Annotated in this window: 12 protein-coding genes; 8 read left to right on the forward strand and 4 right to left on the reverse strand. The window is 40.9% G+C overall.

All coding sequences use genetic code 11. The features are described from left to right. Positions 1-39: 39 nt before the first annotated feature. Positions 40-2,268 carry a M14 family zinc carboxypeptidase gene (locus QNM16_RS01160; RefSeq protein ID WP_284018767.1) on the reverse strand — a complete coding sequence of 743 codons (2,229 nt, stop codon included), beginning with the start codon at positions 2,266-2,268 and terminating at the stop codon, positions 40-42. A gap of 586 nt (positions 2,269-2,854) precedes the next feature. On the opposite strand from QNM16_RS01160, the gene gloA2 reads away from it, so the two are divergent. The 3 genes from gloA2 to QNM16_RS01175 all read left to right on the forward strand — a co-directional run bounded on the left by gloA2 (position 2,855) and on the right by QNM16_RS01175 (position 4,214). After that, complete coding sequence (gene gloA2 / locus QNM16_RS01165) at positions 2,855-3,247, forward strand: SMU1112c/YaeR family gloxylase I-like metalloprotein (RefSeq protein ID WP_284018768.1); 393 nt, start codon at positions 2,855-2,857, stop codon at positions 3,245-3,247. Positions 3,248-3,377: 130 nt separating this feature from the next. Continuing rightward, positions 3,378-3,836 carry a GNAT family N-acetyltransferase gene (locus QNM16_RS01170; protein WP_284018769.1) on the forward strand — a complete coding sequence of 153 codons (459 nt, stop codon included), beginning with the start codon at positions 3,378-3,380 and terminating at the stop codon, positions 3,834-3,836. Positions 3,837-3,866: 30 nt separating this feature from the next. Next, the gene (locus tag QNM16_RS01175) at positions 3,867-4,214 is read left to right on the forward strand and encodes a 2OG-Fe(II) oxygenase (RefSeq protein ID WP_284018770.1); all 348 of its coding nucleotides are present in this window, start codon (positions 3,867-3,869) and stop codon (positions 4,212-4,214) included. A gap of 11 nt (positions 4,215-4,225) precedes the next feature. Here QNM16_RS01175 and QNM16_RS01180 read toward each other — a convergent pair whose 3' ends face one another. Further along, a complete protein-coding gene (locus tag QNM16_RS01180; RefSeq protein ID WP_284018771.1) occupies positions 4,226-5,314 on the reverse strand; it encodes a linear amide C-N hydrolase in 1,089 nt (362 codons plus the stop codon). Between the two features lie 122 nt (positions 5,315-5,436). Next, complete coding sequence (locus tag QNM16_RS01185; RefSeq protein WP_284018772.1) at positions 5,437-6,312, reverse strand: LysR family transcriptional regulator; 876 nt, start codon at positions 6,310-6,312, stop codon at positions 5,437-5,439. A gap of 152 nt (positions 6,313-6,464) precedes the next feature. Here QNM16_RS01185 and QNM16_RS01190 point away from each other — a divergent pair, with 152 nt between their 5' ends. Beyond that, positions 6,465-7,139: a type 1 glutamine amidotransferase domain-containing protein gene (locus tag QNM16_RS01190; RefSeq protein ID WP_284018773.1), complete on the forward strand. Its 675-nt coding sequence runs from the start codon at positions 6,465-6,467 to the stop codon at positions 7,137-7,139. Between the two features lie 11 nt (positions 7,140-7,150). Next, entirely contained in the window at positions 7,151-7,759 is a 609-nt protein-coding gene (locus QNM16_RS01195; protein ID WP_284018774.1) for a glutathione S-transferase family protein, read from the forward strand. A 30-nt stretch (positions 7,760-7,789) separates the two neighbouring features. Here the strand turns inward: QNM16_RS01195 and QNM16_RS01200 are convergent, their stop codons facing one another. After that, on the reverse strand, positions 7,790-10,258 hold the full coding sequence (locus tag QNM16_RS01200; RefSeq protein WP_284018775.1) for a M1 family metallopeptidase: 2,469 nt from the start codon (positions 10,256-10,258) through the stop codon (positions 7,790-7,792). Between the two features lie 280 nt (positions 10,259-10,538). Here QNM16_RS01200 and QNM16_RS01205 point away from each other — a divergent pair, with 280 nt between their 5' ends. The 3 genes from QNM16_RS01205 (at position 10,539) to QNM16_RS01215 (ending at position 13,391) form a co-directional block, all read left to right on the forward strand. Beyond that, positions 10,539-11,360, forward strand: a complete 822-nt coding sequence (locus tag QNM16_RS01205; protein ID WP_284018776.1) for a substrate-binding periplasmic protein — start codon at positions 10,539-10,541, stop codon at positions 11,358-11,360. 77 nt (positions 11,361-11,437) lie between these two features. Further along, positions 11,438-12,796, forward strand: a complete 1,359-nt coding sequence (locus QNM16_RS01210; protein WP_284018777.1) for a hypothetical protein — start codon at positions 11,438-11,440, stop codon at positions 12,794-12,796. A 244-nt stretch (positions 12,797-13,040) separates the two neighbouring features. Beyond that, a complete protein-coding gene (locus QNM16_RS01215; RefSeq protein ID WP_284018778.1) occupies positions 13,041-13,391 on the forward strand; it encodes a hypothetical protein in 351 nt (116 codons plus the stop codon). Positions 13,392-13,515 lie beyond the last annotated feature (124 nt).

Below are 13,515 nucleotides of genomic sequence, written 5' to 3' on the forward strand. Positions count from 1 at the left end.
GCTCAGCGGGTATTGCATAAGCCCGCTGAGCAAAAGGCCTTAGTTTGGATTAATTGCTTGATAAAACTCGTGGTACTGACCATCATTGTCGATTACAACCAACGACACATATTGCTCACCCGCAGCTGGAAAAGTAAATGTTTCTTTCACATTACCAGGTAGGTATTGACCATCGATGCCAAAGCGCCATAACCTCTGGGTGATTTGTCCATCAGGGTCAGTTGAACTGGATGAGTCAAACTCACACGTGAGACCGCTGCATTGATAAGTATAGTTGGCAATTGGTAAATATTTACCATCCAAGTCTAATACAGCATGTTTTACGGCTGAGATATCGTTGGCATCCTCTGCGACAAGCGTGACATAATAAGTTCCTGCCAGTTCATGAACATACTCTATCTTTTCACCTGAATACTCTCGACGGTTTGTTTCAGAACCAATAAACCAGCGATACTTTAAGCCAGGTTTGTCATCAGTGCTTTTTGATGCATCAAAGTGGCATGTACCATAAGTGCAAGTAGGGATAAAATCAGCAACAGGGGCTTGATTTTGTGCACTTGCATCATCATCAATCGTCAAGTATTTAGCGTATTTAACACCCCATTGGCCAGTAACATCTTGAGCTTTGAGTATTAAAGTGTAACGACCATCATCCCAGTCACTTGTATCGAGCGCGTAGCTTAACTGCTCTCTCGATGAGTCATAAATACCATCGGCTGCTGGAAGTTTTATCCGTTGAACAACGCCTTCACCTTGCTTTTTAATTGTCAGTTTAACTTTTTTGATAGCTTGGCTTGGTGGTAATGGAGTAAAAGTTTGGTAACCAAAAAAGTCATCATGAATGCCTGCCGTTAATTTGATGGGTGTACCCGGTGGTACTGCAACATCGCCAGCCCCTTCCAATTTATAATCAATTATTTGAGGGCCCCCAGATATTTTATAAGGCGCTTTTGCTACTTTTGCTGCGTAAATCAGGGACTTTAATGTGTTGGGGAAGATCTCGCCTTCAAAGTTGCCACAATGCTCAAAAAATTCTTTTCCTAATTCATAGGTAAAAGATGCAACACCTAATTGGCCATAGGCGTAGCCGTCGGCAGAACCGCCAACATGAAATCGGTTGCCCGCCTGATAAGCCGCATAGCTATTATAGGCAGCTAGTCGGTGTCCTAACATGGATAAACCAGCTGAATTGGGTGGTGTAGTGCGTAAGTGTGACCATGGCCACATGATCATACCGCCATAACTATGAATATCTATAAATAGCCCTGCTGTATCTAGCGGCGCTGCATCTGTGTCTAACTCTCCGCGATTGTCCTCAAAGATACTGCTAACATAGTTTTGTATCGCTTGTGTCTCTGGTTCAGACGCCGCCACTGGACCTTGATATGTATCAGAACATTGTTCATCTGAGGAGCTTGGTGTTGAGTTCCAGCTAAACTCGAAGTTACGATTTAAGTCGGCGCCGATTTTTTCCTCGTTTGTAGCGCAATAGTCGGTGTTGGTATTCTTTCGCCAACGCTTACCAAGCTCTGCATATTTTCGACCGTCAGGGTTGGCAATCAGTAAAATATGAATTTCTCGCTGATTTAGAATCCACTTGATGTCAGGGTTAGTACGCCTATTTTCCAAAAGGTGTTGGGCAAATTTTATGGTAGTTGCACCTGCAGTATACTCTCTAGCATGCAGAGCGCCTTGCATGTACATGGTGGGTAGCTTTTTATTTTTGTTTCTTTTTTTATTTTTTATCACCAGTACTGTGAGATCTTGGCCGCCAAGACCTTGTTCTTTTTTCCATGATTGTCCAATATGCTTTAACTCGACAAAGTTTGGATATTTTTCAGAGAGTTGTTCGGCAAGTTCATATGTTTCTTCAAGCGTTGGATAACACGGGAAATTAGGGATACCAGATACTTGTGTTGCGAAGGGAGAAGCTTGACTGCTGCGAGCCAGTGCTTTGTTCATCGATTTGTTATTGATTGCTTTAGGTGGAGTATGTTCGACAATTACTGCACCAGATGCTCGGGCGGATAAAAACGCTTTTTCACTGAGAGAAACAATTAGCGCGTTATGTAAGGTTTTGACAATTTGTCCATGGTATTGTCTAGCATATTCAATCCGTTGCTCTTCACTCCCAAAATACAAAGAATAATCAGAGTTTTTTTGTTGATAAGCAACAATATTGTCCCCTGAACTTGAATGCGAATATGAAGGGAGTGTTATAGAGCTAAATGCTAATAACATACTTGTTGTAATCATTTTTTTTATCATTTTCTCTCCTTAAATTGTGAGCTTTTAATTCGAAGTTTTAATGTTGGTTCCCCTGAGGTTGTGATTTATTTTGTTACACATATTTTTGTTTGTGTAAAACTTTATTTTACAATTAAAACAAATGTTCTTTGTTTTTATATGTTTATTGGTTTTTGTTTTTCATGGGGTGTGTTTTGTTTTTTATTTATTTTAATCAGTGTTTTAGGGTTTTATCTAATTTAAAATATTATGATTAAATTAATTTTTTGGTTGGTTTGTTAATGTGATTTTTATTAATGTTTTTATGTGGCGATGAGGCTTGAATTTCGATTTATAAACTTCTTAGTACTTTCTAAGTGCAAGAGAGTGGCATGTAAGGTGAGTGTAAGTGTGTATTTTTATTATGTCTTTAATTGATATAACTAGACAAAAATAGGTCAATTAAAGGGAGATATTGAAGCTTTTCAGTCTTCATATATGTTCTGATTTTTTATTTTATTATCTGAAATTAGTAGTGAGCTCGTTTATAATTTTGCATAGTTCTTTTTTTCGCTAGTTAGTTTGCTCTGTAACTGACTAAAGAATTGATTTGAGGTGGTTATAAGATATGTTAAAAGGCATTCATCATATTGCTATTATTTGCACAAACTATCAGATTTCCAAGACTTTTTACACAGAAGTACTTGGTTTTGAAATACTTGCTGAAAATTACCGTGAGCAAAGAGGGTCGTATAAGTTAGACCTTTCGTTACCTGATGGCCGTCAAATAGAGCTCTTTTCATTTCCTAACCCTCCGAAACGTCCGAGTCGCCCTGAAGCTGCAGGGTTGCGACACTTGGCATTTCAGGTTGATGATATAGATCTCGTGATTGCGCATTTAAACGCGCATAATGTTATAACCGAACCGGTTAGAGTAGATGAATATACACATCAGCGTTTTACTTTTTTTCAAGACCCAGATGGGTTGCCATTGGAATTATATGAGGTAAAAGTTCAATAGAGGTGGGAGGCTCGATATATTATATTTGTGACGATATGATTGAGCCAATGTAGTCAATTCTTGGTGGTGTGTGTCACTATATTAAGTACTTTAACAAGGAAACTTAAAAGTCTTAAAAGGAGTAAGAAAAATGGCGATTATCCGCGTGGCAATGCAATCTGACTTAACTGGTATTATCAAGCTGTTTAAAGAGCTCAGGCCTCATGATCCAGATGTGTCTCATGATGCTTTAATGTCTGGTTGGAAAGTTATTGAACATGATGAAAATAACCACCTCATGGTTGCTGAATTAGATGGCGAGATAGCATCAACTTGCCAGCTGGCGATTGTACCGACACTAACAAATGGTGTGCGGCCGTTTGCTGTTATTGAGCATGTGATTACTGGGGCGCTATTTCGGCGCAGAGGACTGAGTGAAAAGGTCATAGAGGCTGCTGTTGAGCTGGCTTGGCAGCAAGGGTGTTATAAAGTTATGTTGTTGTCTGGAGAAACCCGGACTGCCGCCCATGGGGTGTATGAAAAAGTAGGATTTATATCAGGTACGGAGCGTGGTTTTGTGATTAAAAACCCTCACCTCGATAAAAACTAATGCTTTATATTTGAGTTTTAAAAGGGAGAGATGGTGCTCAAACAGCTATTCAAGTGGCAAGTTGGTCGACAAAAATCCGGCTATCATAAAATGTTGCTCTTGGGCGCACATTGGCCCGTTAAGTTTGATGTTTATTTACTTAAGTTCCCAGAAGGCTGTGAAGTGCCCGAGCATGTTGATGAAGTCTCTTCGGGCCGCCACTTTAGGTTGAATATCGTATTGAAAAAAGCCAGCAAAGGTGGAGCATTTTTGTGCCAGTCGCCACTTTTCGAATCTGACAGAATAAAGCTGTTTCGACCTGATCGCTGTGTACATTCTGTCTCTAGGGTAGAGAAGGGAGAGCGGCTGTTGCTCAGCATCGGATGGATCCGACGCTGAGTACATATGAGTTAGGCACCAATACGGCATATCTCATCTGGGATGAATAAGTTGGGGCTATATGGGTCGAGCACTGGCGTAAGTAGCTCGTTGACTTGACCTTCATAGCTATTGTTGATGACTTGATTGGCTGAGCTGATTGTAACCATATCTAAACGCTTCACTGGCTCATTAAAATCAAATGTTTGTAGGTCCACCCAAACGGTATTGGTGGTGCGAGCATTACTGAAGTAATATTTTTGCTCGTTATGACTTACTAACGTTGTCCAAAGCGTATTTGAAATGTTCGGGCTTTCAGTCATTTGCACATTATACCCTAGCGGTACGCAGGCATTCGCGACAACTGACTTTGCTTGAGCGAGTGCTTCATCATGGCTTGTCGGGGCATTCATATGGCTAATATAGAATAACGCGCGTTCAAATCTGTCTGCAGAAAATGGTCCACCCGGTATGGTGTGACTGGCGGCAATATTTTCATCTGACCATTGCCACTTCCAATATGCATCAATTTTTAATTGCTTGTCATAACTTGGGTCGTTGGTCATCACGACATACTCATCTTTGCTGTGAATGTAAAACTGACCGTTGTACACTTCGATGATGGCAGAGTTACCTGTTACATCCGATATAGATAGATGTAACGTTGCAGGTTTGCCGTCACTGTTTGGCACATCTGCTGACACCAACTCAATTTTTTGTTGCTCGAATTCGCTGACAACTTCTTTTACAAAAACGAAATTATCTAAAACATATTGCACCCAACGCAGCACGCTCAGCTGTCCTTCTTTGCAAGGCTGGTCTTTCGCATAGGTGGCATTGCAATCGTAGAGTACGTTTGCGGCCAGACCCATGGAATTCATGCCATCAGAAGATGCCCAGCCACTTTGCTCGTCACCGACCATTGCAACGACACTGGCGTATTTTGAGCACCATTTTAGCGCTTTTTCGTTATCTGTTTTGTTATCAGAAATGGGCATGCCTATTTTGTTTAGGCCCTTATCAAAGGTAAATAAGCTAGTAGGTAAAGGGAACATCCAGTCCATGTTTCTAGCTGTTGCAATGTACTTGCGATTGAGATTATTTAGCACTCGAGTACACATCGACTTTCTCCTTAAACACGCTTGATACGTGATTAGTATGGGTTAATATCGAATTTGATAGTAATCTTGAGCACTGATAAAAAACATTACACTTTATAACAGCTTAATCAGAGCATGCTAAGTCAAAAATCTTGAAAATGTTGCAGTAAATGGTCGATAGCCAAACGCGCTCGTAGCGGCTGAAATTGACGGTTGTGATATACAATCCAGCTCGTTGCGCCCGAACTCCAAAATGGTTTTAAAATAGGCGTAAGTTGCTCTGCCTCAATGGCGCTGTCAAAAGTACGCTCTGGCATATAAGCGATGCCAAGCCCTTGCATGCAAGCAGATACCACTACATTGGCATTATTACTGCGCCAGTTCCCCTTTACCTTGTATCCTTGCTTTGTGCCATCCACTAAAAATGACCATGTATCGTTATTAGCAATAATACAGTTATGGTGCTTAAGCTCGGACGGGTGAGTGGGCATCCCGTTTTGGGCTAAGTATTCGGGGCTTGCTACAGCCATCATTGAGCGGCTGATGAGCTTGCGAGCAATTAAATTTGAGTCATGGAGCTCGCCATAGCGAATGGCGAAGTCGATGCCATCTTCAACAAAATTAACCATACGGCTGTTAAAATCGATTTCGATGGACAGTTCAGGGTGAAGCTTTGCAAATGACATCAGGGCCGGGGCGATATAATTTTCAGCAAAACCGCCTGCGGCACTGACGCGTAAAGTGCCGCTTAGATTAAATTGTTGCTGTGCGAGTTGCTCATTAGCTTGTTGCAAGCCTGTGATCAGCTGCTTGCATTGTTGATAGTAAAAGACGCCATTTTCTGTGAGGTTAATTTGTCTTGTTGTTCTGGCAAACAGGCTACAGCCTACACGTTGCTCGAGTCGAGAAATTTGTCGACTGATATGACTGGTGCTGCAATTAAGTACTTTTGCAGCCGATGAGAACCCGCCGCTTTCAGCAACGGCTACAAATTCAAAAACACCATCAAAGCTATCCATCAAAAAACGCCTACTCTTAAGTTTAAATTTGATAAATGCGAGAACTATTTTTGCTAAATAGCAAAAGAGTTTCACTGATTTAGCTAATTATCATTTATTTGGAAAAAATATACAGTACTAATCAAGATAACTTAAGCCAAAGGATAGTAGAGATGAAAAAAGTTCTGATCCCAGTTACTAATCATGCCACGTTAGGAGACACTGATCAGCCTAACGGAACGTATGCTCCTGAACTCACTCACGTTGTTGCAGTGCTCAATGCCAATCACATTGAGTTTGATATTGTGTCATTGAAAGGCGGTAAAGCGCCGTTATACGGCACAGATGCGGAAGGCGACCAAGTAAATAGTGATATTCTGGCAGATACGGCATTCATGCAAAAAGTTGACAATACGCAATCGGTTAGTGACGTAAACATAGAAGACTATGACGCTATTTTTTACCCAGGTGGTTTTGGTTTGTTAAGCGATTTAGCCACAGACACAACCATGAGTAGTTTGGCAGCAAAACACTATGAATCGGGTGGCTTGATTGCGGCGGTATGTCATGGGCCGGCGGCTTTATTGCCTATCACGTTAAGTAATGGCAAAGCGTTACTGGCAGACAAAAAAGTCACGTCATTCACGCGAGAAGAAGAAGTCGATTTTGGCACCATTAATGACATTCCATTTTTGTTAGAAGAGTCACTAACGAGATTGGCGGCGCAGTTTAATAAAGTACAGCCTTGGCAGAGCTTTACAATCGAAGACGAGAGAGTGATCACAGGACAAAACCCGGCCAGTGCGCACGCAGTCGGCGAGCTACTTGTGAATAAACTGACTGGGTAAGGAGCAAAGTAATGATTACCGTTCACCATTTGAATGAGTCTCGCTCGACACGGGTTATTTGGTTGCTTGAAGAGCTCAAAATGCCTTTTGAGGTTGTGCATCATCAAAGAGATGAAAATACCAAGTTAGCACCATCTAGCTTAGGTAAAGTACATCCACTAAATAAAGCCCCTGTGATCGAACATAATGGTCACGTATTATGTGAGTCAGGTGCGGTATTGGAGTACATTCTAGATCAAAGTAGTGAAGGTTTGCTTCGTCCCGCTAAAGAGGATGATACTTACTATGCGTACTTAGAGTGGCTGCATTTTGCAGAAGGCTCGCTCGGGCTGCCAGTGATCACCTATTTGTTGATGCAAATGGAAGCTCGTTCGGGTGACGCGCCGTTAGATGGATATATTGCGAAAGAGCTGAATTTAGACCTTGGTTACATTGATGAAACCTTGGCTAAGCGAGCGTATTTTGCAGGTGATGAGTTTAGTGCTGCAGATATAATGATGACGATTTCACTAGAAATAGCAGGCAGCTTAAAACTACTGGAAAATCGACCACATATCCAAGCTTATTTAACTCGTGTACAAGCACGGCCTGCCTATCAAAAAGCGCGCGCTTTTGGGTAAATAAAAAGAGCTGAGTTTAGCTCTTTTTATTTAGTGTATTGATGCAATGCTCAAGCTTATCTTTTTCGAGCGTTTGGTGCATTGCTCAATATTATGCATGACGACGTTCAGCTTTTCTTCGAGTCCCTCAACGTGCAACCAATTATTAAATAACTTGCTGACAGCCTGCTGCTGCGCCTTAGAACAGGATGTAATGAAGCTATATGGAAACCACTGTAATGAGGCCGGCGTAATTCGAGCAATGATTTTATCTTTTCTTTTTGCGATTAACTCGGCAGCAATGACTCTGAGGGCAGGGTTGAAAGCCGGATATTGAAAGTTCACGTCGATGACCATACTTGTTGTTGCATCGCTAAGAAGTAAGTCATAGTAGAGTTCTACTTTCTTTGCATTATTCACATATCCCAGTGCCGGTAACATGTTGTTTTTTACCTGACTTGGCATTTGCTTAAACTGTGTGACTAACTGTTGGTACTGAGTATTAGTTGTGCTATTTGCAAGCACGGCAATCATTTTATCAAAATGCGGATGCTGGTGGCTATTTGGCCTGTAGTAATACTCTTTTGCTGCTTTTATTGCATCAGGTGCTTTTAAGTAAAGGCCAAAAAATTGCAATACATCTCCACCATATGGATTTTCAAGCAGAGTCTCCCAATCTGGTTGGTGTGTGAGCTGTGCACTTAAATATCGAGCGAACGGCTGTTGATGGCCAAGTTGAATATGGTCAATAAATACGTAATGCAATTGGTTGATGAGTGTATTGGCCTGTTCGGAGTCTAATGGCAGGTGGTTTAATTCCCGTACCACACTGTCAATATACGCCATGTATTCGATGTGGCCACTGATTGCCATAGATTGTTGATTATCTCGATAGGAGGCTTGCTCGGATGGGCTGAGCTTGTCAAAAGGAAACTCTTTAAGTCCAGTACCATCAACATAACGAAAATAGCCAGCACCATTTGTATCTATGAATATGCTTTGAACGTTGGCGGGGAGAGTAATCTTAAGTTCAGCGTCTTCTAATATCAGCTTTTGTGTCGAGACTTGTTTTCCATCCCATAACTTTAGTGATACAGGAATCGTCCAGAGCATATCATTTCTATCTAACAGATCGTTCTGCGTTAATACATAATGATCACCTCTTTTGGACATGGTTACCAGTGGATAGCCGGTATTTTGGGTGAAACTGGTGATCATATTTTGTAGTTTAGTATCGGGTAATAAGGCTAAATACTGGTGCGTACTGACATTTTTACCGGCAAATTTTTTCACGTAAAGTTGCAAACGCTTTTGCAGTGCTTTAGCGCCATAAGCTTGTTCAAGCATTTCTAAAATAGCGCGGCCTTTGGTGTAATAAAGTTGACCATATGCCACTGTATCTTCTCGTGTTTTAACATCAAAAATCAGTGGGATTGCATGCAGGTTATCGTCATTGAATGCCTTCGCTTGCGGCACATGTGTGCAAGAAGCAGTGTCTGGATAGAGGGTCTTAACCACCTTCGCGGCGATAAACTCAGTAAAAGATTCATTAAGCCAATAATCATCGTACCATGCCATGGTTATGTCGTTGCCAAACCAACTATGTGCGATTTCATGGGCAATGAGCTTTTTAAACTGACAATGTGCACGAGGTGTAGCATCTGGGGTGGGGACTTGATTTTCATTTAATGCCACCAAACCGAGATTTTCCATCGCTGCAATACCACCAAAATTACCTATTACAAAGTCGAGCCGTTGGAAAGGGAAGGGGCTTTGTAAATAATCTTCGATAAAGGATACTGAATCGACGACAACTTTATCAAAATAAGCAGGAAGCATAGCTTTATGACTCACAGGGCTGTATACCATGGCGTTGAGATTGTTTTTAGCTAGTGTCTGCTGTGCAAATTGACCGACTGCTAGTGCAAGGATATCGGTATTCATTTTTGGTGTTTTATTGAACTGAGTGACTTTTGCATCACCCTCGTACGTGACAGAGCTTGCTTGGGTGTTGTGAAGTACCGTATATGATTTTGGTGCTGTAACGTTAAAGCTAAATGTCGCTTTTTTATCAGGCTCATCTAGTGTTGGGAATACTCTGCGCGCTTCCATCGATTGGAGCTGTGATAGTAAATATACTTGACCTTTGTCATTTTGAACTCGATACAATCCCTCCACATGGTCAGATATCGTAGCTCGGTATTTTATTTTAAGCGTTGCAGAGCCGTTGATTTCTATGGGTAATGCATGGGTGACAATTTCGTACTGATCAGGCTTTGTTATATTGAGTGGCCACTTTTTACCTTGATAAATAAGTGAGACCTCGGTGATATCAAGGTCTTTACTGTGGTATGCGAGCGACTTAGTGGGTAATGTGAGTTTCAGATCTAGTTCAGTCGAGCCTGAAAAAATGGGGTTACTTGGATCGATTTGTAAGTTTACTGACTGGTGTTTTAGGTGGACATGCGTTGGCAATCGATAATCGACATGTGCTGTCGCGATGCCGATCCACGAATTCATTATAATAATCAGTGTAAAAATATACATTTTCAAACGCATTGTATCCCCATTAAGTTTTATTATTGTTGTGCATAAGAGTGGCTTAAGAACGAGCATTGCCCTAAATAGTGTACAAGGCCAAGATATAACTAGTACATAATGAACTGTTTTTAAAGGTTGATTTAATACTAAAGGCTGTATTTCATAACTTTTAATGACACTTATTCTGTCGATATTTGTTTTGTCATAAACGGCGAACTTAACTAAGCTTTCTATAATAGCGTTTCATTTAGGCGGCAAAATGGTCCAGTTGTTGCGAGCATTGACAGTTGTATGTTTAACCGTTGGTTTTGCTTGCCATGCTGCGCTTAAGACAGTGTCGGTTATTACCCTACCTGATTATGCGCCATTTGGTTTTTTAGATAATGGCGATACACATGTTGTGCGAGTAGCACCGGGCGAAGACAGCCCTGTATTTAAAGGCTTTGCGTGGGATGTAGTCCGTGAGAGTTTTCATGAAATGGGTTATACCGTGGAGCTATGGGTTGTGCCTTGGGCCAGAGCACTGACTTATCTCGACAATGGCCGTGTTGATTTGATATTTCCCGTTAGCATCAGCGAAGAACGCCTCAAGATATATCGATATTCAAAAGAGTATGTTAATACAGTCTATTACCGTATATATGTGTTAAAAGAGCAACCTATTGAGTGGGACTCGCTCGCTACGTTCGATGGTAAAACCATTGCTCAAATGCGAGGCTTTAATTACGGTGCTAAATGGGCTCAGGCAACTGACATTAAAAAGTATGATGTTGGTGGCATATTTCAAGGTTTTGAGATGTTAAAAAGTAAACGAGTGCATGGATTTGCTGGATATGAAGGGGTATGGGATATTGTATTGCAACAACACAACCTTGAGGATGAAATTGTCAAACTCCCCATGTTTGATAGCAATAAAGAGTTTATCGCTGCGTCATATGGCAACCCGATGGCAAAAAAACTTTTAAAACAGTTTGATTTGGGCAGGCAGCGGATCACAGAAAACGGCACTATGACGAGGATAAAACATAAGTGGTCAGCTGTACTCAGTGAGCAAGTTGAAGCACCTGTACAGCGAAATTAATGTAAACTTTATGATTTTCTATCAAGTATTCTAGCTGAGTGTCGATACGCTAAGATGATTGAATAATAAGGATTATTATGAAAGTATCGTCTGCAAATGGTGTATTGGTTTACTCTTCAGTACCAGTGACCTCTTCTTTTGAAAAACCACAAAATAGCGCTGTGAGTGCGGACACGGTGTCTTTGTCAAAGCAAGCTATCAATAGCCATCCACTTTTAAGCAAACCTACGCTTATTCAAGGAGCTGCGGATTTATCTGGAGGCGCACAGCGCAATGAAGCTGGTGAGGTGATAAGTTATAGTGGTTTGTCGTCACCAGCGCAGGTGGAGGATTTTATGGCAATCTTTGAGAGAATGTCACCTTCACATCAAACTAAGCTGCGTTATTTGCCTGTGGATGAGTCATTTTTAACATTGGCTGATAAACTCACTGACCAGCAAATTGAAACTGTAATAGACAGCGTCTCTGCACTGTCAAAGCAATATGTGTCTCAGCAACAGAGCGGCCAAGAGCCAGTTAGTGATTACATTAACAATCTCAGCGCTTTATCAGATGATAAATTGGCAGTGACCCTGGACTTAACCAAGTCTGTATTTGGTTTGGGAGAGCAAGAGTTAGCTGATAGGGCACTTAGCAACCGCTATCCTGTTGGGGTTATTTGGGGCACTACAGAAGATAAGCGTTTATATAAACCTGATCATGCGCACCCTACACATGCGTTTATTACAAAAGAACCGCTTGGTGCAAAGATGATAGAAGATTTAACCCATGCGGCTCAAGCGTTCACCATGGATGAACTTACTCAACTGAAACAGGGTATAGAGGGAAGAAGCTATTTGGCGACACGCGGTATTTTGGATATGGCCGCGCTGGTGTCTGATAATGATAAAGAAAATCTATTTACATTATTAAGTGAAGAACATGCGCACACGGATGCGCTATTTAGCTTTTTTGGCACTCAGTCAGACAAATTAGCGTTTACGTCTTTTTATCATGCAAAGCAGGGCAGTGATATTGATGATGAAAACGTGGTTAAACTCTATTACACCTACAACACCGATTCTGATATGCAGCGCAAAGCCATGATGGGGGATATATTTAAATTGCATAGCCAGCAAGGACTAGAGTTCGTCAATAATGCAGTTAATATGTTACAACAGACGAATGCGTCACAAAGAAGTGATATATGGCAGCAGTGGCAGGGCGAAACTACTGGCGCTGATGCTGTGTCTTTAGACGATTTAGCGCTTCAAATCGAGGCGAGTAAAGAAGATGAAGACGATAAAAAGCAGCAACTACGTAATGAAATACGTGAAAGCTTTAAATGGAACTTTGCTAACGGATTTGATAGTTCCCTCGATGAGATTAGGGTCTCAAAAACCAATAAATCAGAGCAATGCTTTACTCATTTCTGCCCAAAAACGTGTTTAGAGTAGTGCCTCTGGGCGAGAAGCGGCCATTAGAAATTTATTTCAAAAGTACTTTTCTTATGTCCAGTTACTCTGTGTTTCTCCTATAGTCAAGAAAACGAACCATTGGGTCGTTTTATTTTTTCCGTAATTTCTATAATGATTAAAAACATACCTGTAGTAACAAGTTAGTTAGTATGATAGAACTGGTACAATGACAAAAACGACCCAATGGGTCGATATTAAATTGTTATGTTTCTAGGGAGTATCGGTGATAAAGTTTTATATTTCAGTATTACTTTTGTTTTCTCTAAACGCTCATGCCAGCGAATCAGAACTGGATGTTGATTTCTTTTATCTTCAATACATCATAAAGAGTGTTCGAAACTATTCACCTGAACAAAGTGAATGCCAATACACGTCAGATAATGCAAAATTATTAAATGAGTTTTTGAGCGCAAGCAATAAAGGTGTTAACACTGCTAAATACTCTAGCGCTGATAAAAGTGAAATCAAATTATTTATGCCTACTCCAAAGAAAAATAGATCAGGACTGTATTTGACTATCCAGTTAAAGGGTAACCAATGCGAAAGTTTTACACTTGGCGAGATCATGAATTAAAGTTTAGAGCTTAAATAAACATAACAAACGCATTAAAAATGACGTCAAACGCTTGGCTGGCGCTCATTCTTCGCTAATTTTAGCCAAGTATTATCTGCATTTTATGCGGCCGTTAGGCTTACAA

It is taken from the genome of Pseudoalteromonas umbrosa (assembly GCF_030125375.1).
GTDB lineage: Bacteria > Pseudomonadota > Gammaproteobacteria > Enterobacterales > Alteromonadaceae > Pseudoalteromonas > Pseudoalteromonas umbrosa.

Excerpts from the sequence above, each read along its gene's own strand:
- QNM16_RS01210 (WP_284018777.1), top strand. The coding sequence starts at position 11,438 with ATGAAAGTATCGTCTGCAAATGGTGTATTGGTTTACTCTTCAGTACCA.
- QNM16_RS01175 (WP_284018770.1), top strand. The coding sequence starts at position 3,867 with ATGGTGCTCAAACAGCTATTCAAGTGGCAAGTTGGTCGACAAAAATCC.
- QNM16_RS01200 (WP_284018775.1), bottom strand. The coding sequence starts at position 10,258 with ATGAATTCGTGGATCGGCATCGCGACAGCACATGTCGATTATCGATTG.
- QNM16_RS01185 (WP_284018772.1), bottom strand. The coding sequence starts at position 6,312 with ATGGATAGCTTTGATGGTGTTTTTGAATTTGTAGCCGTTGCTGAAAGC.
- QNM16_RS01190 (WP_284018773.1), top strand. The coding sequence starts at position 6,465 with ATGAAAAAAGTTCTGATCCCAGTTACTAATCATGCCACGTTAGGAGAC.
- QNM16_RS01170 (WP_284018769.1), top strand. The coding sequence starts at position 3,378 with ATGGCGATTATCCGCGTGGCAATGCAATCTGACTTAACTGGTATTATC.
- QNM16_RS01195 (WP_284018774.1), top strand. The coding sequence starts at position 7,151 with ATGATTACCGTTCACCATTTGAATGAGTCTCGCTCGACACGGGTTATT.
- gloA2 (WP_284018768.1), top strand. The coding sequence starts at position 2,855 with ATGTTAAAAGGCATTCATCATATTGCTATTATTTGCACAAACTATCAG.
- QNM16_RS01180 (WP_284018771.1), bottom strand. The coding sequence starts at position 5,314 with ATGTGTACTCGAGTGCTAAATAATCTCAATCGCAAGTACATTGCAACA.
- QNM16_RS01160 (WP_284018767.1), bottom strand. The coding sequence starts at position 2,268 with ATGATAAAAAAAATGATTACAACAAGTATGTTATTAGCATTTAGCTCT.
- QNM16_RS01205 (WP_284018776.1), top strand. The coding sequence starts at position 10,539 with ATGGTCCAGTTGTTGCGAGCATTGACAGTTGTATGTTTAACCGTTGGT.